At 58.7% G+C, this 23,482-nt stretch carries 24 protein-coding genes; 15 read left to right on the plus strand and 9 right to left on the minus strand.

Annotation, left to right across the window (positions count from 1 at the left end; translation table 11 throughout):
* Positions 1-30 precede the first annotated feature (30 nt).
* The gene (locus ABDB81_RS19680) at positions 31-1,545 is read right to left on the minus strand and encodes a CoA-acylating methylmalonate-semialdehyde dehydrogenase (RefSeq protein WP_346812993.1); all 1,515 of its coding nucleotides are present in this window, start codon (positions 1,543-1,545) and stop codon (positions 31-33) included.
* A gap of 185 nt (positions 1,546-1,730) precedes the next feature.
* On the opposite strand from ABDB81_RS19680, the gene ABDB81_RS19685 reads away from it, so the two are divergent.
* From ABDB81_RS19685 to ABDB81_RS19695, 3 genes are all read left to right on the plus strand, one after another.
* Positions 1,731-2,696: a LysR family transcriptional regulator gene (locus ABDB81_RS19685; protein ID WP_346812994.1), complete on the plus strand. Its 966-nt coding sequence runs from the start codon at positions 1,731-1,733 to the stop codon at positions 2,694-2,696.
* On the plus strand, positions 2,693-2,911 hold the full coding sequence (locus ABDB81_RS19690; RefSeq protein WP_346813088.1) for an FCD domain-containing protein: 219 nt from the start codon (positions 2,693-2,695) through the stop codon (positions 2,909-2,911). Before ABDB81_RS19685 ends, ABDB81_RS19690 begins: the two co-directional genes overlap by 4 nt.
* Positions 2,912-3,099: 188 nt before the next feature.
* On the plus strand, positions 3,100-4,527 hold the full coding sequence (locus tag ABDB81_RS19695) for an ISNCY family transposase (protein WP_346812995.1): 1,428 nt from the start codon (positions 3,100-3,102) through the stop codon (positions 4,525-4,527).
* A gap of 386 nt (positions 4,528-4,913) precedes the next feature.
* Here the strand turns inward: ABDB81_RS19695 and ABDB81_RS19700 are convergent, their stop codons facing one another.
* Together ABDB81_RS19700 and ABDB81_RS19705 are read right to left on the minus strand one after the other, a co-directional pair.
* Entirely contained in the window at positions 4,914-5,591 is a 678-nt protein-coding gene (locus ABDB81_RS19700; protein ID WP_346812996.1) for a response regulator transcription factor, read from the minus strand.
* A gap of 2 nt (positions 5,592-5,593) precedes the next feature.
* Positions 5,594-6,928, minus strand: coding sequence for a HAMP domain-containing sensor histidine kinase (locus ABDB81_RS19705; RefSeq protein ID WP_346812997.1), 1,335 nt, complete (start codon positions 6,926-6,928; stop codon positions 5,594-5,596).
* 599 nt (positions 6,929-7,527) lie between these two features.
* Here ABDB81_RS19705 and ABDB81_RS19710 point away from each other — a divergent pair.
* Complete coding sequence (locus ABDB81_RS19710; protein WP_346812998.1) at positions 7,528-7,908, plus strand: EF-hand domain-containing protein; 381 nt, start codon at positions 7,528-7,530, stop codon at positions 7,906-7,908.
* Between the two features lie 58 nt (positions 7,909-7,966).
* Here ABDB81_RS19710 and ABDB81_RS19715 read toward each other — a convergent pair whose 3' ends face one another.
* From ABDB81_RS19715 to ABDB81_RS19730, 4 genes are all read right to left on the minus strand, one after another.
* Positions 7,967-8,929, minus strand: a complete 963-nt coding sequence (locus tag ABDB81_RS19715; protein ID WP_346812999.1) for a MipA/OmpV family protein — start codon at positions 8,927-8,929, stop codon at positions 7,967-7,969.
* A gap of 127 nt (positions 8,930-9,056) precedes the next feature.
* Complete coding sequence (locus ABDB81_RS19720; protein WP_137924364.1) at positions 9,057-9,290, minus strand: hypothetical protein; 234 nt, start codon at positions 9,288-9,290, stop codon at positions 9,057-9,059.
* Positions 9,291-9,937: 647 nt separating this feature from the next.
* Positions 9,938-10,222: a YMGG-like glycine zipper-containing protein gene (locus tag ABDB81_RS19725; protein ID WP_346813000.1), complete on the minus strand. Its 285-nt coding sequence runs from the start codon at positions 10,220-10,222 to the stop codon at positions 9,938-9,940.
* 865 nt (positions 10,223-11,087) lie between these two features.
* Positions 11,088-11,372 (minus strand): hypothetical protein, encoded by a 285-nt coding sequence (locus ABDB81_RS19730; RefSeq protein ID WP_346813001.1) that lies wholly within the window; start codon positions 11,370-11,372, stop codon positions 11,088-11,090.
* Here ABDB81_RS19730 and ABDB81_RS19735 point away from each other — a divergent pair.
* The 8 genes from ABDB81_RS19735 to ABDB81_RS19770 all read left to right on the plus strand — a co-directional run bounded on the left by ABDB81_RS19735 (position 11,371) and on the right by ABDB81_RS19770 (position 17,465).
* Entirely contained in the window at positions 11,371-12,063 is a 693-nt protein-coding gene (locus ABDB81_RS19735; protein WP_346813002.1) for an FCD domain-containing protein, read from the plus strand. The two genes, ABDB81_RS19730 and ABDB81_RS19735, sit on opposite strands and share 2 nt — an antisense overlap.
* Positions 12,060-12,734 (plus strand): polysaccharide deacetylase family protein, encoded by a 675-nt coding sequence (locus ABDB81_RS19740; protein WP_346813003.1) that lies wholly within the window; start codon positions 12,060-12,062, stop codon positions 12,732-12,734. Before ABDB81_RS19735 ends, ABDB81_RS19740 begins: the two co-directional genes overlap by 4 nt.
* Positions 12,731-13,192: a cupin domain-containing protein gene (locus ABDB81_RS19745; RefSeq protein ID WP_346813004.1), complete on the plus strand. Its 462-nt coding sequence runs from the start codon at positions 12,731-12,733 to the stop codon at positions 13,190-13,192. The genes ABDB81_RS19740 and ABDB81_RS19745 overlap by 4 nt, the downstream gene beginning before the upstream one ends.
* Positions 13,193-13,279: 87 nt before the next feature.
* Entirely contained in the window at positions 13,280-14,149 is an 870-nt protein-coding gene (locus ABDB81_RS19750; RefSeq protein ID WP_346813005.1) for a fumarylacetoacetate hydrolase family protein, read from the plus strand.
* 5 nt (positions 14,150-14,154) lie between these two features.
* Positions 14,155-14,724, plus strand: coding sequence for an NADPH-dependent FMN reductase (locus tag ABDB81_RS19755; RefSeq protein ID WP_137924380.1), 570 nt, complete (start codon positions 14,155-14,157; stop codon positions 14,722-14,724).
* 66 nt (positions 14,725-14,790) lie between these two features.
* Positions 14,791-15,762 (plus strand): tripartite tricarboxylate transporter substrate-binding protein, encoded by a 972-nt coding sequence (locus ABDB81_RS19760; RefSeq protein ID WP_346813006.1) that lies wholly within the window; start codon positions 14,791-14,793, stop codon positions 15,760-15,762.
* A 24-nt stretch (positions 15,763-15,786) separates the two neighbouring features.
* The gene (locus ABDB81_RS19765) at positions 15,787-16,224 is read left to right on the plus strand and encodes a nuclear transport factor 2 family protein (RefSeq protein ID WP_137924382.1); all 438 of its coding nucleotides are present in this window, start codon (positions 15,787-15,789) and stop codon (positions 16,222-16,224) included.
* 149 nt (positions 16,225-16,373) lie between these two features.
* Positions 16,374-17,465 (plus strand): porin, encoded by a 1,092-nt coding sequence (locus ABDB81_RS19770; RefSeq protein WP_137924383.1) that lies wholly within the window; start codon positions 16,374-16,376, stop codon positions 17,463-17,465.
* A gap of 474 nt (positions 17,466-17,939) precedes the next feature.
* Here ABDB81_RS19770 and ABDB81_RS19775 read toward each other — a convergent pair whose 3' ends face one another.
* Positions 17,940-18,530 (minus strand): cold shock and DUF1294 domain-containing protein, encoded by a 591-nt coding sequence (locus tag ABDB81_RS19775; RefSeq protein WP_160473807.1) that lies wholly within the window; start codon positions 18,528-18,530, stop codon positions 17,940-17,942.
* 321 nt (positions 18,531-18,851) lie between these two features.
* Here ABDB81_RS19775 and ABDB81_RS19780 point away from each other — a divergent pair, with 321 nt between their 5' ends.
* Positions 18,852-20,243, plus strand: coding sequence for an FAD-binding oxidoreductase (locus ABDB81_RS19780; RefSeq protein ID WP_346813007.1), 1,392 nt, complete (start codon positions 18,852-18,854; stop codon positions 20,241-20,243).
* Positions 20,244-20,327: 84 nt separating this feature from the next.
* Here the strand turns inward: ABDB81_RS19780 and ABDB81_RS19785 are convergent, their stop codons facing one another.
* Positions 20,328-21,839, minus strand: a complete 1,512-nt coding sequence (locus tag ABDB81_RS19785) for a transporter substrate-binding domain-containing protein (RefSeq protein WP_346813008.1) — start codon at positions 21,837-21,839, stop codon at positions 20,328-20,330.
* A 180-nt stretch (positions 21,840-22,019) separates the two neighbouring features.
* Between ABDB81_RS19785 and ABDB81_RS19790 the strand changes: the two genes are divergently transcribed.
* Together ABDB81_RS19790 and ABDB81_RS19795 are read left to right on the plus strand one after the other, a co-directional pair.
* On the plus strand, positions 22,020-22,697 hold the full coding sequence (locus ABDB81_RS19790) for a VIT1/CCC1 transporter family protein (RefSeq protein WP_137924385.1): 678 nt from the start codon (positions 22,020-22,022) through the stop codon (positions 22,695-22,697).
* A gap of 70 nt (positions 22,698-22,767) precedes the next feature.
* The gene (locus tag ABDB81_RS19795; protein WP_346813009.1) at positions 22,768-23,337 is read left to right on the plus strand and encodes a hypothetical protein; all 570 of its coding nucleotides are present in this window, start codon (positions 22,768-22,770) and stop codon (positions 23,335-23,337) included.
* The last annotated feature ends 145 nt before the right edge of the window (positions 23,338-23,482 follow it).

The following is a 23,482-nucleotide window of genomic DNA, read 5'->3' on the forward strand; positions in this document are numbered from 1 at the left end:
CAGAACAGCGCGGCCTCGTCCTCCACGATGTTACTTGGCAGTGGGCATGGCGAATTCCGCGCCGCGCGCCGTGTCGTTCGGCCACCGTTGCATGATGCTCTTCTGGCGGGTGTAGAACCGCACGCCTTCTTCGCCGTATGCGTGCATGTCCCCGAACAACGAGCGCTTCCAGCCTCCAAAGCCGTGCCATGCCATCGGGACAGGAATGGGCACGTTGATACCGACCATCCCCACTTCGATGCGGCGACCAAACTCACGAGCCACCTGACCATCACGCGTATAGCATGCGACGCCGTTGCCGAATTCGTGTGCGTTGACCAGCTTCACCGCTTCCGTGAAATCATCCACGCGCACGCATGACAGCACCGGGCCGAAGATCTCTTCCTTGTAGATGCGCATCTCGGGCGTGACGTTGTCGAAGAGCGTGCCGCCAGTGAAGAAGCCTTGTTCATGGCCGGGAACCTTGTAGTTCCGGCCATCGACGACGAGCTTCGCGCCTTCTTCGACGCCAAGCGCAATGTAGTTCTCGATCCGTTCAAGCGCTTGCCCGGTGACAACCGGGCCCATTTCGGCGTCGGCCTCCATGCCGTTCTTGATGATCAGTTCGCGTGCGCGGGCTTCCAGCTTCGGCATGATCTTGTCGGCCACATCGCCAACGAGCACCGCAACGGAAATCGCCATGCAGCGCTCGCCAGCGGAACCGTAGGCAGCGCCGATCAATCCGTCCACGGCCTGGTCGATGTCTGCATCGGGCATCACCACCATGTGGTTCTTCGCGCCGCCTAGTGCCTGGACGCGCTTGCCAAGCTTCGCGCCCGTTTCGTAGATGTAGTTCGCAATCGGGGTGGAGCCCACGAAGCTGACCGCCTTGACGTCTTCGTGATGGAGGAGGGCATCCACCACGGTCTTGTCACCTTGGACGACATTGAACACGCCGTCGGGCAGTCCCGCTTCCTTGAGCAGGCGAGCCATGAAAAGCGATGCGGAGGGATCGCGTTCGCTCGGCTTGAGGATGAAGCAATTGCCCGTTGCGATCGCAACCGGGAACATCCAGCACGGGACCATGCACGGGAAGTTGAACGGGGTGATACCTGCAACCACGCCGAGCGGCTGGCGCAGCGTCCAGTTATCCATGCCGGTCGATACCTGATCCGTAAAGTCGCCCTTCAGAAGCTGAGGCACGCCGCAGGCGAATTCGATGATGTCGATGCCACGGCTGACTTCGCCTGCGGCATCACTCAGCACCTTGCCGTGCTCGGCGGTGATGATCGCCGCAAGCTCGTCTTTGTGCTGATTCATAAGCTCCAAAAACTTCAGCATCACCCGGGCGCGTCGAATGGGCGGCGTATCTGCCCACTTGGGAAATGCCGCGACTGCCGAGGCCACTGCAGCGTCAACGTCTTCAACGGTCCCCAGGCGAACCTGCCGTGCTACCGCGCCGGTGGCGGGATTGAAGACGGCCTGCGACCGCTTGCCATTGCCTGCATACGGCTCGCCGGAAATGAAATGAATGACCTCGGACGTATTGGTATAGGGCGCAGTCATGGGCATCTCCTGTCAGTGCGGGGCGGGAGGAATCGTCCTCCGCGTTGTGGATGCCTGCAGTGTATGGACCGCCCTGAGCCCTCGGTAGTCCGGTGGCGCCGAACTTACTGTTCAGGAATTTGATCCGGTGGCATGCTACGGCTACGAAATATCAACCAAATATGTGCGGATTAGGGATCATGGGGATGCGCAAAGAGAACGTCGAAGAACTCTGGGAACACCTGCATTGGCTGGTTGTTCTGCAGCAGCAAGGCAGTTTCAGCAAAGCCGCCGCGCGTCTCGGAGTCAGCAAGGCGTCCATGAGCCAGCACATCACGGATCTGGAGAAGGCCGCCGGCATCGCGCTGGTTCAAAGGACAACGCGCAGCGCGAGCCTGACCGATGCTGGTCGGCAATTGGTGGAGTCGATGCGTGGCGCCTTCGAGCAAATTGCCACGGGCTACGCCAATGTTCGAGACCTGGCCGGGGCGCCAAGGGGATTTCTGCGCGTGACCGCTCCCGTGGCATTTGCCAGACAACAGCTTGTGCCTCGTCTTCCGGAGTTCCTGCGGAAGTATCCCCAGATCCAGTTGGAACTGGATATGTCGGATCGCCTGCGGCCGCTGGCGCAAGAGGGCTTTGACATCGCAGTCCGTCATACGTCAGCCCCGCCGGAAACCCACGTCGCCTGGACGCTGTCATCGACGCGCGCAATTCTGGTCGCGAGCAGGGCGTACCTGCGCAGCCGAGGGTCTCCCGAAACGCCGCAAGCCTTGGTTGACCACGCCTGTTTGCACTATCCGAGGCGGCAAGGGGCGACAACCTGGACGTTCGTGCCTTCGGTGGCAAGTCCGGGGTCGAAGCATGCCGATCCGGTAACCGTCCCAGTCACCGGGCCGCTGACCGTGAACAACAGTGAAGCATTGCGTGATGCAGCGATCGAAGGGGTGGGCATCGCATTGCTTCCGGACTTCAGCGCCCAATCCGCTCTGGAGACCGGCCGCCTGGTCGAAGTGTTGCCGCAGTGGCGATCGACAGGGGCATTTGGCGATTGGTTGTACGCCATTCGCCCTTATTCCGCCCACGCCTCAAGGGTGTCGCAGGTGTTTGTGGATTACCTCCGGGAGGTCTTTTCGGATGGTTTTGCATCCACGCCACCGGCGCTGATCTGAACCATGCAGAAACAAGTAGCGGACAGCACGAGCATCGCCAGATTCTGGATGCCATTGTGCGACGCGACGCTGACCGGGCAGAGCAACTCGGTGCATCGCATACCAATCTCGCGCGCAAACGCGTCACCGAATACATCTCGCAAAGCGCCATTGGCACAATGTCCTTGCAGGACGTGACAGGAAATGCCGGTGTCGCCTTGAGCTTGCCTCTGTGAAGTAGGCGGATTCAGCGGCTTCTTCCTGTCTTCCTTGTTCGACCAGCCAATCCTGAAATTACGAAAAAACGAAAACTGTTATTTAACATAACACTAATTATGCTCACAACAGGTGTCGCGGCCAAGTTGTAATGTCGTGCCTGAGCTAGATTGAGATGTCGTACCCCAAGGCTTCGTTGGAGCGCGACATGACACGACCGGACACCATCACCATGAGCCTGCGGGAACTGGATCGCTGCAAGGTCATCGAGGCCGTCGTGCGGGACGGCCTGATGGTCTGGCGCGCCGCCGAGAAGCTCGGGCTCAGCCGGCGCCAGGTGGAGCGGCTGGCGCAGCGGTACCGGCTGGACGGCCCACAGGGTCTGGTCTCCCGCCGCTGGGGCCAATCTGGTCACAACCAGCTCCCGCAAGGCGTCGAGGCTCGCGGGCGCGGCCTGATCCGTGACAGCTATGCCGACTTTGGCCCGACGCTCGCCGCCGAAAAGCTGCGTGAACGGCACGGCATCCACCTGGCCAAGGAGACGGTACGCCGGATCATGATCGACGCGGGCTTCTGGGTGCCACGCAGGCAACGGCCGCCCAGGATCCATCAACCGCGCAATCGCCGGTCCTGTCTGGGCGAACTGGTGCAGATCGACGGCAGCGATCACGCGTGGTTCGAGGACCGGGCGCCGGCCTGCACGCTGCTGGTCTTCGTGGACGATGCCACGGGCCGCCTGCTGCAATTGCTGTTCGTGCCGACAGAGTCGACGCTGGCCTATTTCGCCGCCACACGCGCTTACCTCGAGCGCCATGGCAAGCCCCAAGCGTTCTATTCCGACAAGGCTGGCGTCTTTCGGGTCAATGCGAAGGACAATGCCGAAGGCCGCGGCTATACACAGTTCGGCCGGGCGTTGTACGAACTCAACATCGATATTCTGTGCGCCAACACAAGTCAGGCAAAGGGCCGTGTCGAACGGATGAACGGTACCCTGCAGGACCGTCTGGTCAAGGAACTGCGGCTGCACCGTATCAATTCGATGGAGGCGGCGAACAGGTTCGCGCCCATCTTCATGGCCGACTTCAACGCTCGCTTTGGCAAAACGCCGCGCAGTGAGTTCGATGCGCACCGGCCGTTGCGCGGCGATGAGAATCTGGCACGGATCTTCAGTTGGCGGGAGTGGCGCAAGGTGTCACAGAGCCTGACGCTGCAGTACGCCAAGGTGTTGTACATGCTTGAGGATCTTCCCGAGCACCGGGGGTTGATCCACCACTATATCGAGGTCGCCGAGTATCCCGATGGGCATGTCGAGTTGTGGGCGAATGGCGGCCCCCTCCCCTACACCACTTACGATCGCTTTCCGGAGGTCGACCAGGGCGCGATCGTCGACAACAAGCGGTTGGGCCGGACACTGGCTATCGCAGCGGAGGTTCAGTCGTTGCGTGACAACCGCCGCTTCGCAGCCCCCTCACGGACGCTGCACGGCGAGCCACCGCGGCCCGCCAAGGTGCCGCTGAACATCAAGCGACAGCGATTGGTAAACCGGCTCGACCTCGAACAGGCGATGCGAAACCATCCTCTCTTTGCATCGAACGACGACTCAGTCGATGGCCCTCCCAGGCCGCCCACGACTTAGATGGCGCTTTCCGACCCTTCTCGGTCGCTCGTTTGCCCGCCAACGGCCCTCGACAAGAAGATCGAGTTGTCCAATCCGCATTCGCGGCAACAAAATCTTCAGATCCTCATGCTCGATCAATACGGTCGCGAAGATAGTGCCTTACGGCCTACCCAATCGCCATATGCTAATGACTCAGCATCAAAAAAATGACCCGTCATTCCCGAGGATAACGGGCCTCGAAGACAACGGGCCTCAACTGGCGGGAAAGTCGTAAGCAGGGGTGGCTTACAACTGCTAAAACTATACTGATTGACGGCGGCGCTTGAGAACTACCACTCAGTAGGGCCAATTCCATCGTATCGACGCAATGTTGTCGCAATGTTCGACAGGAAAAAAGACCGCTACTACGATTCAATCGCTTGCATCAAATATCCGAGGCCGCGAATGACGTGTATCTCCACGCGCGCACCGGCTGCATGCAGGGATTTCCTGAGTTTAGAAATATGAGCATCCATAGCATTCGATTGGATATGTTCGTCAAATCCATATACGGACTCAAATAACTTCTCCCTCGTGACAGTCCGTCCGACACGCAGCGCCAACGTCTCCAGAACAAGCAATTGTCTGCGAGGCAAAGGCAATCGTTGCTCGTCGACAAAGGCTTGGCGTGCAACGAAATCAAACGAAAGATTACCAACCGTGAGGGTCGCCATCGGAATCTGAGCCGGTCGCCTTGCAATTGCTCGGATACGAGCGAGCAACTCGTCCATCGCAAATGGCTTAGTAAGATAATCATCCGCTCCGAGATCCAGGCCGACGACACGATCGGCGACGGCTTGCTTTGCAGTCAACATGATGATGGGTAGGTCGGGATAAAGACCTCGAGCAAATGGAATAAGTTCCGCGCCATCGCCATCTGGCAACTGTCTATCCAGCAGGATCATTCGATAACTATTGATTTCAAGCGCGGCCCTCGCTAAAACTCTTGATCCAACGATGTCGACAACCATGCCCTGGTCCCGTAAATTTGTGGCCAGAGCATCTGCCATATCCGGGTCGTCTTCTACCACCAGGAGACGCATTTCTAGAACTCCTTTGCAACCGGCAAGCTAACAATAAACGCCGCACCCCCCTTCGGCGCGTCAGAGATTCGTATTGTGCCTCCCAGCAGCAAGACAGTTTCGCGAGCGAGATGCAATCCGAGACCGCTCCCGCCGCCTGTCGCATTGAGCCGGTAGAAGGGCTGAAAAACGTTCGTCCTTTCCGCAGGCGGAATACCTGGGCCGCAATCCAAAACTCGAATGACCCCGAACTTGTCGATGCCGATTGTAATCTCGCCAGTTCCACCGCCATGTATCATCGCGTTATGGAGAAGACTGATCATGAGCCTCCTCAATGAGCCCGAATCTGCAAGAACACAGATCGCTTTGTCATGGATTTCCACGGAGAATAAGTAACCCGCTTCGACAATAAGCGGAGCCATATCGGAGGCAACCTCCCTACAAATCTCAGTCAGATCTACGATCTTCCGATCTCGGAGGGTCCGTCCTATTCGTTGAAGGTCGAGCAACTGCTCTGCCAAATTCTCGAGTCTGGACAAATCTAGCTTCAGACGGTTCTTACCCTCGCTTGGCGGAAAGCTGCTAAGCCTTGTGCCAAGTACTGCGATTGGCATCCGCAACTCATGAGCGGCATCGGCCAAAAAACGTTCTCTCTCATCAGCCGCTTGCCACAGTCTCTGCAAAGCCTCGTTAAAGGCGGAGACCAACGGCTGAATCTCGGCAGGAACCGTGGAAGTGTCCAGAGTCTTACCCTTTCGTGAAAGGTCAATAGTCAATGCCTCTTTGGCAATCGCCCGTGTGCCACGTAAGCTTCGATGAATGATCCATGGCGTAACGACCCCTATAGTTATGAAAAGAGGCATGCCAATCCAACCGCCGAAAAACCGAAGGAGAAAGTAGTAGATTTCAAGAAACCCGCCTTGTGGCACGCCTCCCACCAACGTATGTGTAGTGCCCCACGAGTGTTCTTTGACGACAAGTCGGCTAGCCAGGTCGAATGAGTTCATTTTTGTGCTCACTTCCAACTGCCCCAGGTTATTCAGCGTCGCCCCCAACACCCGATATGCATTCGGCACGGGTCCAAATTCCACGGTGCGATGCTTATCGTCTACGGCGATTAACCAAGCGCTCCTGCTTTGAGTGAACTCCGCCGGCGCCGCATCTTGATCGAACACGATTTCACCACCATCCTCGTGTATTGCGGATGCAACATCGTCAGCCACGGATTCTGACATTCTGTATACCGACTTATCGACGAGGATAATGCACATTAATAGCATTGCTGTCGCAAATACTAATGCCTGAGCCAAAGATACCTGTGCGGCAAGGCGCACACTCAAATACGGGCTTAATTTCATTTTCAATCGGACTAACTTTGACCCAAAATAACTAATATTCTCGGAATGTCATGACATTACCATAGGCTTGGTTCAATCTCCACGACGAGAAATTTTTCCCGTGCGCAATGTAGCGGCAATGTCGGCAATTTACGATGACTCTGTTTGATGAGCGTCGCACGATGTGATACGTCGCCTCATTTATTCGTCTCAGCAACTCAACACATCAAACTCGGCACATGAGTACATTTTCGAGCACAGCAGCCATGCGTTTGCTGCTGGCCGCTGCAGTCGGCGGCATATTCACGGTTGCGTCACAATCCGCGACAGCAATGACCGAATCTGAGCGTCGGACGGTTGTTGGAGCAGCGATTGGCGCACTAGGAGGTGCACTTGTCTCCGGCGGTGACCTCTGGGCAACCGCAGGCGGCGCGGTAGCTGGCGGGACGATTGGAAACATAACGACGCCCGAGCGGCCTCGCCCCTCTAGATTCCATCAAGACCATGGTCCACATGAATCATGGCATCCAGGTTATCGACCACGGCATCGATACTAACGCCTTGGTTTTTGGCTAACGCATCGACGTTCGCATTATCTCTCCCTCAATCTGATAGAGCCAATGAAAGTAAAACTTCTTTTTCTAGCTATATCGTCTATCGTCACAGCATCGGCGAATGCATTAACGAGCGACCACAGCTCATTTATCGATAGTGCATTCGCTGCCATGGACACGAACAAGAATGGAAGCATAAGCCGTACGGAATTCTCTGCCGCAATGAAGGCTCGCTTGGATAAACAATCAACCTTGTTCGATCGGGCTTTTTCCGTCGCTGATGCCAACGGTGACGGATTCATCAGCAGAGATGAGGCGAAAGTTAATCCCCACCTAGCGGAGCATTTCGACGAGATCGACGTCGATCGTGATGGACAAGTGTCCAAGCAAGAATTGCGGGCGACGATTCGCGCCGCTCAGTTGAATGAGCTAAAAAATACGAAATAGGGGAAGAGCGGCCTGGTATGTTTAATACGCGGGCTGCTCCCCACTGAATACCAGCGTCTTAGAAGCTATACGACGCTAGCAATGCGCCGCTAAACTGGTTTTGGTTTGCCACTATAGGGCTTTCCGAGACTTTATCTGACAGACGCGAAACTGATGCCCGCGCAGCTAGACTCCAATTTGAGGAAATGGTGTATATGGCACCGACGGAGAAGCCTACCTCAGTCAGTCCAGACCCTGGAGAAAACAGCGGACGTCCTGAATTCAAATGTTGCGAATCGTTGATACCGAACATTGTCTGATTTGCCTGACTCGTACCCCATGTTGCGCTCGGACCAATGGTGATGATGGTCTTGGCGAATGGCGAAAATCTGGCGTCTGCCCCGATACGGAACTGGCTACCCTGGTGTTTTCCGCCGACATCGGAAGTTACAGTGCCAAACGCCGAGTATCTATCGATCGTGTATCTTACGGCTAGGGCCGCACGAGCCGTCTTTTCAATATCTCCCAGACCAGCCAGTCGCGGATCCAACGACTCTTTGCGAAGACTGTAGAGGTCATACGATCCAGCAACAACGACCTGAAGATTATCGCCTCGATAGAGGCGCCAACCGATTCCAAATGGCACGGTGGGCACGGTATCCACAGCGCCCAGGAGAAACCGTCCCTTGGTGGCGCTTATGACTGGAACTACAAGCGCACGTTGACTGTCAGCGCCGGGGTATCTTGGCGTCGAAATTCCGCCTAGGCCAATACTGCCATGCCAAGCATCATCTGCGACTGCGGGTTGTTGCTCGGAGGCATGCACGTAGGGGGCGAAGCCTACGAACGAGGAGATAACGAACGCGGCTGCGGTCTTCTTATGCCAACCATTCATATTGGGATGTTCCGGAAAATTGAGCTGGTAATTCTCACTATCGCCATTGACACATGGCCCTTTAACGATAGGCGTGAGCCCAAGCATGCATCCTGAACATTGTGTAAACATTGCCAGCCATTGCGTGCATTTGTCGAATGCAGCCAATGTATTCACAATACGGGGAGTACTAGATCGGGATTAGTTCTGCTGTCGGAGAACCGCGGAGGCCGGGGCGGAAACTGCGAGCCTTCGTGGAAGACCACAGATCCGCGTGCATACGTCGGTGTCGCTTTCAGCATCTCGACGCGTTGCTGTAGATACGTGTCACGACGGCTCGACCTTCCTGCAGCACATTATCGAGAAAGGACAGGACCAGCGCCCCCTCGCCATCCATGACAGCTTCAAAAGGCGTTCTTCCGCTCAGGCTGTCTATTTTGCTATCAGTAATCCAGCGAAATACTACGCTCTGGTCTGGTTCGATGGCAGACGCAAGATCTGCCACTTGCCGCATAATCCGGGCGGACATCGTAGTTCCTACTTTTTTTGAAAATGTGACGGGGTGTAGATCAGTGCGATCCTGTCAGGCATCTTCAATCAAGGACATTGCCGGAACATTACCCCCGACTCACACTTTCAGATAGCTCACATGCTACGCACGACTCGCTCGCTGTTCAGAGGTAGCTCGGACAGTGCATCTCCGTCAAACTTGATAGGACTTACCCTTGGTGTGGCGACTAATCACTGCGGCACACCGCGATCTAAGTAACGGCTAACTCAGTTGCTCTTCAGCAGCCTAAGCGCCAGAGTAGACTTCCTCTCCCATCACGCCAGGAGGTCGCTGAATCTGACGCAAAGGAACATGCCCGTCGAGAATGAGCAGGTTAGGGACGAGTGATTGAGGACATTCCTCTGCAGCGAACTTCCACCCCGTGCAGCCAGAGCGAAAGCAACTCGTCGAGATCCGCAGGGCTGATTGAACGCCAACAACAAGGTGAGTTGCGAGTCGATCGCCGTGCCGGCACGACGGCGGACATTGAGCAACGTGGGCCAAGGCTGTTCGGATACTTCTAGGATCAGGCGCGTGTCCGGACGAGTTGGCCTTTGCACGAACGATGTGTCCACGCTGGTTCCGGACGCACGCTTAGAGAGTGAGACTGCCAGCGTTAACTGGAACTACCAACGATGGTCACCGCGTCGATCGTGACGATCTGAGTCAGCACTAACAACTCCGACCGTGGCGCCTGCAGCCGCTCCAATCGCAGCTCCTTTCGCCGGATCTCCCCCAGCGAGAGCACTAAGGGCGGCGCCACCCGCCGCACCAATCAACGCCCCTTTGACACCGGCCCTCGCTTCATGGCGATCAACCGCACATCCCGATAGCAAGCCGACGGCGATAGCTATTGCATACAACGCCTTCATGAACTCTCCCAATAGTTGGCGTCTCAATGATCCGCACATAAGTTGCCGACCGCATCAGGCCTTTGTAATTCCACCTTAAAGGACCAAACCGATGCGGCTTCGTAGGCAATTTAGCGGCAGAACGTTGCCTTAACATTGCGCGAGGACGGAGAGTTGATGAGCGTTCGATGCGGATCCCAGTGGCCTAGGCCTAGATGCGCTCCAACGCGTGAGGCACTAGCGTGTGCAGCGCGTATTCCGAGAGAAGTAGCCGGAAGACGCGCGTCGACTGAGCCGGCACAAACGCTGGATGCGTCGAAAAATGATGGCTCCCAGCCGAACCGGTAGGTCATGCGCGACTTCGGCGAGGCCATCCGCCGCGGCGTCAACGACATCGTCCTGACCCCGGAATACCTCCGCAGACGTCCAAGCACGCACTTAGCCCCGCCTGGGCCAGGTGCGTGCTGTTGTGTCACGGAGTCGGTCGCATCAGGAATCCCCGGTGCGTTCGTGGGGGGCTCTGGATGAGAGATCCTTGGGATAATCTAATGTCCGCTGTTGGTCACCAATCCGCCATTCGGTACCGTTTTGGCCAGAGACCGCTTCTGGCCGGTAGCGGACTACGGCGGGAGTAAGATGCCAACATGCCCGCTGCAGCAATTCGATGTCTCAGTTCGGCCAGAAGGCGACACTGCCATGTTGGGTGACGGACGGCCGGAACCCGGCCCATTTCTGCCCTCAATCTCTGGAAAAATTCGCCCTTTGAAACGGTCGGCAATCTATTGCTTTAGGCAGTGGCAGCGTTCGACGACTTCGCTATCGGATGTCTAGCGAAAAAAGGGAATAGTGTTGCCAAGGGGGCATTCAGTGGGCGTGAGCCCATGCAATGCCCTCCGGTCGTCCAACCACGATTCGCCTTGTTTCTTCAAGCGTTTCCAGATCCCATCACCGAAATGAAATCGTCTGGCGGGCACGACATCGGCGCGCGGTTTTGCTCGACGCCCATGTAGATGCCGGCACCACGTCCCGTCTGCAAGGATCTGAGCAAGGCACGAATCTTTGCGTCATGGAATTTAACTGCTCCTGTCTTCACACTGACGACACGCCCCTGAAGAGCAGGCACGCGGGTAAACCCCATGCCATATAAATCTCGACTTTTTGATATTTTGTCGCCAAAATAGACTACATCGTTTGGCACAGAATATTCCATGTCCACTACAAGCCTTAGCCCCAAAAGTCAGACGCTGGCCGTCTTCGAATCGATTCGTGGAGAAATCCTGGATGCCCGCGTGGAGCCGGGGAGTCGGCTGCACGTGGCATCGCTGGTGGATCGTTACGGTGTGAGTCAAAGCGCGGTGCGAGAGGCGTTGTCCCGCCTCGTCGCCGACGGGTTGGCGATTGCGCTGGACCAGAAAGGTTTTCGGGTTGCACCTGTCTCAATTGCCGACCTCCATGACCTGACCGAATCGCGGATCGAGATGGAATGCGTGTCTCTACGCCGGTCGATCGAGCGAGGGGATGCCGCCTGGGAGGCGCGCGTACTGGCGGCCTACCACGAACTGTCGAGGTCGACGCCCGTTGCCGTGGCGGAGTTGCAAGGCACCATGCTTCCATGGGCTGTCCTTCATCGCAGGTTCCATAACGCGCTTGTGAGTGCTGCCGGATCGGATTGGCTGGAGCGCTTCCGGGAGATCATGTTCGACCAGTCAGAGCGATATCGCATGCTTTCCGTCTCGCATCCCGTGGGGCCGCGCGATGTGAACGCCGAACACCGTGCCCTGATGGACGCCGCGTTGGAGCGCAACGTCGACAAGGTCAACGAACTCGTGGCCGCCCATTTCCGCGAGACCGCCAACGTGGTTACCGCGGCGATGGAACAACGGGCGAAGGATGTTAAATGAGCCAGATAACGCTCACCTTCGACAACGGTCCGACCGAAGCCGTCACGCCTTGGGTACTGGATGTACTCGCGAAGTACGACATCCGATCCACGTTCTTCGTGCTCGGCAAGAACATCGTAGAGCCGAGCAATCGTGCCCTGATGCACAGGGCACGCGAAGAAGGACACTGGATCGGCAATCACACCTTCACGCACGAGGTGCCGCTGGGAAAGTCCACCGTCGAGTCCGCCTGCGACGACGAGATCGGCAGGACGCAATCGTTGATCGGCGGCGCTGCACATCCTGACAAGTTGTTCCGGCCTTTCGGCGGCGGCGGCATCCTCGGACCGCATTTGCTGAGTCGGGCTGCCTGCACGTATCTCGAAGCAGGCGGCTACACCTGCGTGCTCTGGAATTCGATTTCACGTGACTGGGAGGATCCGGACGGATGGGTGGACACCGCTCTGCAGCAATGCGCGCACCTTGAAAACGCTCTAACGGTCCTCCACGACTACGAAACCGGTGCGATGCGCATTCTCGAGCGCTTCATCGTACGGGCACTCGAAAGAGGTGACTCGTTCCAGCAGGCATTCCCACCTGCCTGTGTGCCGATGCACCGGGGTGTCCGGATGCTTCCCATGGATTCATTTGTCTGTACGCCGGTGCGAGCCACCGAAGGAGATCATCAATGAGCACCGAACAAATGACGGGCGGAATCATCGTGACGCCCGATGAGGCGACGCCCATCCAGCCGTTCGGCCTTGATATGCGCGTACTGCTAAGTAGCGAAGCCACCGGCGGCACGATCTCGGTCATCATGGCATCCCACAAGCCCGGTGAGGGCCCTCCCGACCACCTGCATCACATGCAGGAAGAGTGTTTCTTCATTGTCGAAGGCACCTATGAACTGACAGCGGGAGACGTCACGCGCACGGTCGGACCCGGCACGATCGTGTACCTGCCGCGCGGTGTTGTGCACAGCTTCAAGAATGTCGGTACGACAGTTGCCCGAATGCTCGACTGGAGTGTTCCAGGCGGACAGGATCGTTACTTCACCGAGATTTCCAACCTGGCCGGAACAGGCTTCGCTGGCGCAAATATCGCGCAAATCAGCGAGAAGCACGACACCCACTTCCCGGCCTCGCACTAATCCTCCTCACGATTTAATTCCCGCAACCCGGAGGCACTGCTCGTGTGTCCGGGCGGGGAAACTCACGCCCAGAAAATAGGAAAGCTCATGCGATTCGTCACTTTCAAGACACGCACAAATGCTCGACCGTCCCTTGCCGTGCGTACTCCGGAAGGCTTGCGCGCCCTCAATGGTTTCGACGCCCCTCGCGTCCCCCAATGTCTCCAGACGTTACTCGCCCTCGGCCCCTCCGCAATGCGCGAGGCGGCTGCAGTCATCGCGCAGTTGGGCGAGCCGGTCGACATGGACCAGATCGTCTACCTCTCCCCGATACTCGCACCGGCAAAGATCATCTGCGTGGGCCTTAACTACCTGGACCACACGAAGGAAAGCAACTTCGAGCAACCCGCCTACCCCACCCTTTTTCTTCGTGTCGCTTCAAGCTTTGTTGGGCATGACGACGCACTGATCAGACCCAGGTGCTCCGAGCAGTTCGACTACGAAGGAGAACTGGTCGCGTTCATTGGGAAGGCAGGCAAGCACATCCCGAAATCGGCGGCGCTTGATCATGTCGCCGGATACTCGGTGTCAAATGAAGGGTCGGTGCGCGACTATCAATTCAAATCGCCGCAGTGGACGGTAGGCAAGAACTTCGATAGGTCCGGCTCGATTGGGCCCGAGTTCGTTTCCGCAGATGAAGTGCCCCTGGGCGGCGCCGGGCTGAGAATCGAAACGCGACTCAATGGAAAGACGGTGCAATCGTCAAATACTTCGGACATGGTCTTCGACACGGCGACGGTCATCTCGCTTGTCAGCGAGGCAATGTCACTGGCGCCTGGCGACACCATCCTGATGGGCACGCCGGCCGGCGTCGGCCTTGCGCGCAAGCCTCCGCTGTACATGAAGCCTGGAGATATCGCCGAAGTCGAAGTGGAAGGTGTCGGCCTGCTGCGTAACGCTGTGGCCGACGAGGAATAGTCGCCATGGCCGAACGGCTTCAAGTCAAGCTGCTAGTCGGTAGCCTGCGCGAATCCTCGATCAATCGCCGCCTTGCAACGGCGTTGATGAACCTGCTCGCGCCGGACATGGACTGTGCCATCGTGGAAATCGGAGCCCTTCCACACTACAACGAGGACGATGAATCGCGGGCAGACCCTGACGTACTGACGTTCCGAAGCGCTTGCAGTGCGGCCGACGCGTTCATCTTCGTCACGCCGGAGTACAACCGGTCAATCCCTGGCGTTCTTAAGAACGCCATCGATTACGGTTCCCGACCCAAGGACAACAGTGTCTGGAAGGGGTTGCCCTGCGCGGTCATCGGTGCGTCTCCAGGTGTACTCGGAACGTGCATGGCCCAGCAGCATCTGCGAAACATTCTTGCCGCGTTGGATATGGCAGTGATGGCCCATCAGGAAGCCTATATACATGCCAGGCCAGGACTGCTCCGGGACGACGGCCTCGTAACGGACGAAGCCGTTGCGCAGTTTCTTGCACGCTGGTGCAGTTCCTTCCGCGACTGGACACATTTGATCGGCCGCAACCGGTCGCCATGACCCGCGGGCGGCCCGACAACAAGTATCAAAAACAGACAGCCGGCCCGACCGGCGCTCGGAGACCATATGAAACCCGCTATTGTTGTTCGTAAGCTCATTGTGGCGGCGTCCCTCGCCTGTGCCAGCGCGGTAGCGCTCGCACAAGTGTGGCCTGCCAGACCTGTCAAGGTCGTGATCGGCGTGCCCGCCGGAATTGCCGCTGACGTCATTGCCAGGCTCTACTGCGAGAAGCTTTCCAAGGCACTGGGACAGCCAGTAGTCGTCGACAACAAGCCTGGAGCCACGGGCAACATCGCCCAGGACGTGGTAGCGAAAGCGCCGGGGGACGGATACACACTGTTGTACGCCGTATCGAACTCGTTCGTGAGCAACCCGTTTGCCTTCAAGAAACTACCGTTCCGCGTGGACACGGATTTCGTGCCGGTTGCTCAGACGGTGCGCAATGGCCTCTATCTGGTCACGAGCAAGGACTTTCCCGCCAAGACCGTGCCGGATCTCGCCGCACTCGTACGCGCTCATCCTGGCAAGTACAACTACGCCTCCTACGGGATCGGCGGCTTTCCGCATCTGGTGATGGAGCTTGTGCTTAACCAGGAACGCATGGACATGGTGCACGTCCCTTACAAAGGGGGCGCGCTGCAGGAGGTGGTGGGCGGCTCGGTGCCGATGGTCTGGGAGCCTGCGGCGAACGCCGTGCCATTCATCCGCGAGGGACGCGTCCAGGCACTCGCAGTGTGGGGCTATGGAAAACGCAATCCAGCGACACCAACCGTGCCGAACATCGCCGAGTTGGTTCTCGGCACGGATGTGGGGAGCTTTCAAGGATTCTGGGCACCGGCTGGTACACCACGCGATATCGTCATGCGCCTGAATCAGGAGATCACGAAGGCCAGTCGAAACCCCGAACTGATCGAGAAAATCCGGATCGCGTATGCGGAGCCGGTGACGTCGACGCCCGAAGACATGGCCGCCGAGATCAAGCGTGAATCGGTGAGGTGGGCGCAATTGATCAAGGCCAGGAACATCCGCCTCGACTAACTGCAGAACACACAGGGAGCGCTTATGGATGATGCAACGATGGCGATCATGCTGGCCGAGTGGAGCTGCACGAAGGCCATTCACAGATACGCGAAAGCGGCCGACGGTAACGACGTTGACGCGTTTCTCGACGCCTTTACCCCCGACGGGATCTGGCTGCGCCCCGATGGGCAAGCCGTAAAAGGGCATGCGGCGCTGCGCGCGTTCTATGTGGCGCGGCCGCAAAACTACTCGCGACACATCATTTCGAACATCGTGGTCGATGTAAGCGATGTGGAGCATGCTACTGCGACGTCAATAGGCGTCGTCGTAAAGGCCATGGCACCTGTCACGTTCCCCCTGACGGTGCTCCCTCAACTGCTGCTCGCCGATTACGAAGACAGCTTTCGTCGTTGCGACGATGGTCACTGGCGCATTTCGCACCGTCGCGTGACATTGCAAGCCGATACCCGGTCCTCTTGACTTCGAGGTGCGAGGTCGCGCCTCCACCTGCGTAAATCCCACGACTGAAGCACCCCATTCGCGCCACGACCCTGTCGCGTGCTCGCGACGACTGCGTTCGTCCGAACGCAGCCGATTGCAGAAAAAATTACATAAAAATGGAGGAGACCATGCAAGGTTCGAAATGGATTTTCGGCGCGCTGGCGGTTCTGCCCAGCGTCGCGTCTGCACAATCGTCGGTCACGCTCTACGGGCTGATCGATAACGGCGTCGAGTACATCAACCACGTAGGCGCGGCAAGTACTGGCGTGGTACGGATGCCCAAATTTACGGGCACGGTGCCCTCGCGCTGGGGCATGCGCGGCACGGAAGATCTCGGGAGAGGAATCAAGTCCATGTTCGTACTGGAGTCCGGATTTGCACCGGAGTCCGGAACATCTGCCCAGGGCGGACGTCTGTTTGGCCGCCAGGCGTACGTGGGCCTGAGCAGCGATCGCTGGGGCCAGCTCACGTTTGGCAGACAGTTCACGATGCAGTTCTGGGCGACGCTCGACTCCGACATCCTGACCTCGAACGTGTACGGCGGCAACGTGGTGGATTCCTATCGGGCGAACCCTCGCGCTGACAATGCTATTGGCTACCGCGGAAAGTTTGGCAACATCACCATCGCCGGTACCTACAGTCTTGGGCGTGATGTTGTCAGTGCACCTGCAGGCGCCAACTGCGCGGGCGAGAACCCTGCAGACAACCAAGCCTGCCGCGGATGGTCGGCGATGATTGCCTACGACACGAACACGTGGGGCGTTTCCACAGCCTACGAGTCGTTGCGCGGCGGCGCGGACGCCACCGGTGGACTCACGAGCAGCGGGCTCAAGGACAACCGGCTTATCTTCGGCGCATATTCGCTGATGAACAACGTCAAGGTGGGCATAGGAGGAACGATTCGCGACAACGACGGCAGTACGACGCCGCATAGCCAGCTCTATTACGTCGGCGCAGCATATGACCTCACGCCGGCACTTAACCTCGCGGCGCAGATCTATTGGCTACGCTACAGCCATAGCCCGAACAAGGCATGGCTGGAAGCGGTGCGCGTGACCTATTCGTTCTCAAAGCGCACGTCGGCGTATGTGACAGCGGGTTTCATCGATAACCGTGGCGATCTGGCGTTGTCGGTAAGCAGCGGCGACAACACCAACACATCCCCGACGCCCGGGGGCAACCAGTTCGGGACGATGGTGGGATTGAAGCATGTGTTCTGACACACTGGGCTACGTGACGCTTTAAAAGCCTGGGGCAATTCGAAAAATTTCCACGCTTCCGTCTCTCGCGCGACTGTTTACGAACAATGAACGGACCTTTAATTTAGCCCGCCGATAGTCCGTGTTGGGTCGTTCTGCGACGGTCACGGCGTCGGACGACTCCGGCACCCGGTCCCCCGCCAAGGCCCTGGTAGCTATCAGCTATCCCTCGACGCCGGTTGCCGCGGAGCCGATCTGCATGCGCCCCACCCTGCTTCCGGACTCGACCGCTACCGGCCAGCACCACCGCCCCACCCTCAACCCCAGGTCAAGGATGCCACCCCGCACAAACCGTACGCCCGTGCCGACATCTGAAAATGGCCAGCCCTGCGACATTTGAGGACAGCCTGGACAAGGTTGTAAGGGCCAAACCAGAATGTCCGCTTCCAGCCAGATCAGAATGTCCTCTGGCAAGACCTAACGCCGTGAGACACGCTAGGCCGTCGTGAAATCAACGACTGTTTTCCACAGCACGAGCGCGCCAATGTTCAGGACCACTGTCGCCCAGAAGACCATCTGAAATGCCTGCTTCCGATTCTTATGCCGAAGCAGGTGTTGCGCAGCCAGCGCGCCTGGCCATCCTCCGCATAGTGCAACGAGATGCAGATTGGCCTCCGGAATACGCCAGGCCTTCCGATTTGCCCGGGCCTTGTCGTCAGCGTACGCGATGAAGGCGATGACACTGGCCGTCACGCTGACAATGCCGACGAATCGAGGAAGATAGCCGCCCAGTGCTCCCAGGACGATTGCGACCAACGCCATTACTCCGACTAGCGCCGGTATCCAGTTCGCCCCGGCGCCACTGCCTGACTTTGGGGCGCCCGCGATGGCGACGTTTAGCGCCTGCATTCGACCATCCTTGCCTTTGGCAAGTTCGAAGCTCACGCGGTCGCCCACCTTCGGCTGAACAGCGCGCGTGCGCAGCGCAGTCACATGAAAGAACACGTCCTTGAGATCCGCGTGGATGTCGATGAAGCCATAGCCCCTGTCGGCATGCCAGGATTTGATCCGCCCTGCTCTCTTCATGTTCTTTGGCTTGGTGTTTTGGGTTGGTATTGCTGGAGGCACGCAGTGTACGCTTTTGGTGACGTGTCCCCACGTAAATCGATCGAAAGCTATATAAGTCGAAATCGCACGGTTTGTGGGTGAAAGGCCAGGCTCGCCGGCGGCGCCAAGTCTCGCGTGCGCCGCCTCACCGATGCAACCGATTGCGTCGGCCCCCACTCCCTCAGCAGGTACAACATCGCGCCGACCTTCGCGCCGGGGCGGCTTGGTGGACGCTGGCGCGTGCCTTGCATGAGTCTCTCTACTGTCAGCGATCTTCGATACAGAAATGGGGAGCCCATCATGCCCACGCTAGCCGCCGATCATGTCGACATGCTGCGCCACGCCGTGCGCGGCAAGGTGCTGTTGCCGAACGACCCTGGATACGACATCGCGCGTACCGTCTGGAATGCAACCGTCGACCGCCGGCCGGCGGTCATTGTGCAGTGCACCGGTACGGCGGACGTCATGCAGGCCGTCAATTTCGCGCGCGATCATGGCTTGTCGATTGCCGTGCGCGGCGGCGGGCACAACATCGCCGGCAGCGCCATCTGCAACGACGGGCTGGTGGTGGACCTGTCGCAGCTGCGCAGCGTCCATATCGATCCCCGGGACCGTGTGGCCTGGGTCAGCCCGGGCGCCACACTGGGCGATTTCGACCACGAGGCGCAGGCATTGGGCCTGGCCACGCCGCTCGGCATCAATTCCACCACGGGCGTGGCCGGACTGACGCTGGGCGGTGGGTTTGGCTGGCTCACGCGGCAGTACGGCATGACCGTCGACAACCTGCTGGGCTGCGAAGTGGTCACGGCCGACGGCCAGCGCCATTGGGCCGATACCACGCACGAGCCGGAGCTGTTCTGGGCGGTGCGAGGTGGTGCCGGCAATTTTGGCGTGGTGACGCTGTTCCAGTTCCGGTTGCATCAGGTGGGCCCGATGGTCACGGCCGGGCTGATCGTGTTCCCGGCGGCGGAAGGCAAGTCGGTACTGCGCCAGTACCGTGCCTTTACGGAAACGTCGATGCCCGACAACATGAACGTCTGGGTGGTATTGCGCCGTGCACCGCCGCTGCCTTTCCTGCCGTCGTCGGCGCATGGCGCCAATGTGGTGGTGCTGGCCGTCTTCCACACGGGCGACGCGGCTACCGCCGACAAGGACATCGCGCCACTTCGCACGTTTGGCCAGGCCGTGGGCGAGCACGTGGGCCCGGTGCCCTACGCGGCGTGGCAGCAGGCATTCGATCCGCTGCTGACGCCGGGCGCGCGCAACTACTGGAAATCTCACAACTTCGCACGGCTCGACGACGCGGCCATCGACCTGATGACCGACTTCGCCGCGCGCGGGCCGTCGGCCAATGCCGAGATCTTCATCGGCCAGGTGGGCGGGGTGGCCAACCGCGTGTCGCCCGATGCCACGGCGTACCACCACCGCGACGCGCGATATGTGATGAATGTGCATTCGCGCTGGGACCGGACCGACGAGGATGCCGCCTGCATCGGCTGGGCGCGCGACTTTTTCAACGCGGCGGCGCCGTATGCCACGGGTGGCGTCTACGTGAATTTCATGACGGAGGACGAGACCGCGCGCGTCAACGCCGCGTATGGACACAACTTCGACCGGTTGGCCAAGGCCAAGCGCATCTACGACCCGCAAAACCTGTTCTGCACGAACCAGAACATCAAGCCGGCGCCGTGACGCGTGCCGGCACACACCGTCGCGCCATGCGTTGCCATGGATGCCTCGCATGGCCGACGACTTTCACATTTCCCACCACCGCAGTCAACGGTTGATCTGTTGGACTGCGCGTTGGCGCTGGGCCTCGGCATCCTTCAGCAGCCGATAGGATACGTAGTACTTGTAGATATTCCGTACGTAAGTTGTGGTCTCCGTTCCAATCTTTTCCGCCACGACAATCTCAACGTTGTTGAACCATACGTCGGGATTCAATCCACGCTCCGTCGCGAGCCTGCGCATTTTTGCTATGTTTCCGGGTCCCGCGTTATAGCTGGCAAACGCGAACAGCGGCCGGTCAACGTCGGAAAACCTCGCATCCTGAAAGTAGCGTGTCATGAGCTGATCCAGGTATTTGGTGCCCGCGTGGATGTTTGACTCGGCCAACCTGATGTCACCTACATTGAGTTCCTTGCCCGTTGCGGGCATCAATTGCATGATCCCGATTGCGCCAACCCGGCTCTTGGCATCCTGTTTGAGTTGGGATTCCTGAAAGCCTTGCGCAGCGAGCATTAGCGGATCGAAACTGTACTGTTGGCCATATTTCTCGAATATCGTCACGGTCTGCGCAAACCGCTTGAGTTCGGTGCTTTCTGCGTTGCTATGGATCTGCTTGATTCCCTGCATGTACTGCTTCAGACGTATCTCCGCGATGCTCTGTTTCTTGATGTAGTTGTCATAGAAGTTGCTGAGAGCCGCCTGCAACTGGGGACTTTGCTTTCGCATGGCCCAGCCAACATGGCCCCCTTCGCGCACGGAAATGCTCTCGTGGACCGTGACATTCGGCAGCATCTGCGCCCACATGCGCGCCTTCCAGTCGTCCACGACGATGATCTGCAGGAGGCCAACATTCATCATCTCCATCGCATCCTCGTCCTCCAGCGCGTCTGGCAGCAGCACGATCTTCATGGGCGGCTTGGCCGCCTGGCGGAAGCGGCCATTGAGCGCGTTCAGGCTCTCGTAATAGCTGCTGTAGCGGCGAACGTGCACCGTCTTCCCGCTCAGATCGTCGAGGTTTGAGAGTGCCGGTGACTTTGGCCCCGTCAGGACCAGCTCCCGGGAGGGCTTCCGCGCGCTGGCGGTCACGAAGTCGACCTGTTTCAGTCGCTCATCGGTGACCGTCAGATTACCGGCGGCGATATCGCCGAGGCCATCGTTGAGGGCCGGTAGCAAGCGGTCACGCGTCGTCGGGATCATCACCACGGTCACGGGACGCTTGTCTAGCCTGCTCGCGTATGTCTTGTTGATGTACCGCTCGAAGTCGCGCACGAAATCCGCAGTCAGGCCGCGCTCCTGCCCCCGGTCATTGAAGTACAACGTGCGGCTGAATGGCACGAGCACCCGAATCACGCGTCGTTCCAGCATCGCGTCGAAGTCGCCGCGCCAGGGCTTCACCGTGAGGTCCAGTTTCCTGGCAGGGTCTGCTGCAGGCGGTGCTGACGCAGGTGCGGAGGGAGGCGCGCACCATACCGTTCCGACAAGCGCGCCCGATAACCACAAAGCCACCGAGAGAAGGCCGGTCCCAAGCCACGCGCGCGCAGATTGCATCACATGCACCATTCGGTTGGAGTCCTGCCGGCCGAAATTTATTAAACGCGTTCTTATGAGAATGGCGGCACTGGCGGCGACTCATTTACAGAATAGGCCATTGGTCCAATGGATGACGGACATGCTTGGGTCTACTTTCCAGAAACACGTCAATTGTGACGGCGATTCTGCAGGCAGAGAGGGAGAACTTGCATGTCGTCTGTCAATTCGTCGCAAGAGGAGTCCGCTGAAAAGCGAGGGCCGACTCTCGATATCGTCGATCGCGTATCCGAGACGTGCTTCGGGCTCTTCATGGCGCTGACATTCGTCGGCGCAGTTTCCTCCGCTACCGCCGGCCCCGATGCCGGCCGCACCATGTTGAGCACAGCCATAGGTTGCAACCTCGCCTGGGGACTGGTCGATGCCATCATGTACCTGGTGCGGACGCTGGCAGGACGCGGCATGCTGCAGAAGCTCGTCGTCATTACCAGACGCGACGATCCTGCATCCGGCATCGATGCGATTCGAGACGCCCTGCCGCCAGCCATGAATGCCCATGTTTCTGATGAGGATCTCGAACCGTTGCGGCGGCGGTTCCTCAACGGCGCGGCAGTGCCCGCGCGTCCCAGGTTGCGGAGTGGCGACTTGCTGGCAGCCTTTCGGATCTTCTGTATCGTCGTGCTGGCGACCTTCCCCGTCGCATTACCCTTTGTCATTTGGGACGACGTCACAACGGCCCTCGTCGTTTCCCGGGTTCTGACCCTGATCATGCTCTTCGCTAGTGGCGCGGCATTGGGACATTACGGCGGCATCAGCCCGTGGCGTGCCGGCCTCGGCATGATGGCGCTCGGTGTTGCCCTGACTGCGGCGGTCATCGCATTAGGGGGATGACGTGCGTGCATTGTTGGCAGGCGCTGCGATTGGCCTGGTTTTCCAGTGCGCATACGCCCAGGAAATCGACGTGGCCCAGGCGGATGCCAGCGCGCCACCGCCGGCCTGGAGCTTCTTGGCCACTGGCTTCTGGAACATGCCACGACATGAGGGTAGCTACGGCTCGGGCATCTTCACTGCCGATCATGGTTCGCTTCATCTGGAGGCACGCGTCAACTACGAAGCGATACATGCCCAATCGGCCTTTATCGGCTGGTCGTTTTCCGGTGGCGAGACCGTGCAGTACAAAATCACTCCCATCGTCGGCTTTGTCGCAGGCAGCGCGCACGGCCCCATCGTCGGCGCGGAAGCAAGCCTGGCGATCAGCAAATTCGATTACTACATCGAAGCCGAGTATCTGCCCGGCACAGGCTCCACCACGCCCTACACCTATGCCTGGAGCGAACTCGGATACCGCCCCTTGCCGTGGCTGCGCTTAGGGCTCGTTGCACAGCGCACGCGAATCTATGGAGGAGATCGCGAATTCCAGCGCGGCGGATTGCTGCAACTCACGTTCGGCAAAGTCACAGGCAGCGTCTATTGGTTCAACCCGGCATCCCAGGACCAAGTGGTCATCGCTGCCGTGAGCCTGGCGTTTTAACGGCAATATCCACGCCGCAAGCACAGTCAGACATGCAAGATGTGGAAAAGACCGAATCTGTTGGTAGCGGCTTTAGGTGCGTTGCTGCGAAAGGTAGCAGCAAGCCATGTTGAAGGACGTTGAACTCGTTGGCTCCGGGACCATG

Origin of the sequence: Cupriavidus sp. DL-D2 (assembly GCF_039710735.1) — a bacterium.
Classification (GTDB): Bacteria; Pseudomonadota; Gammaproteobacteria; order Burkholderiales; family Burkholderiaceae; genus Cupriavidus.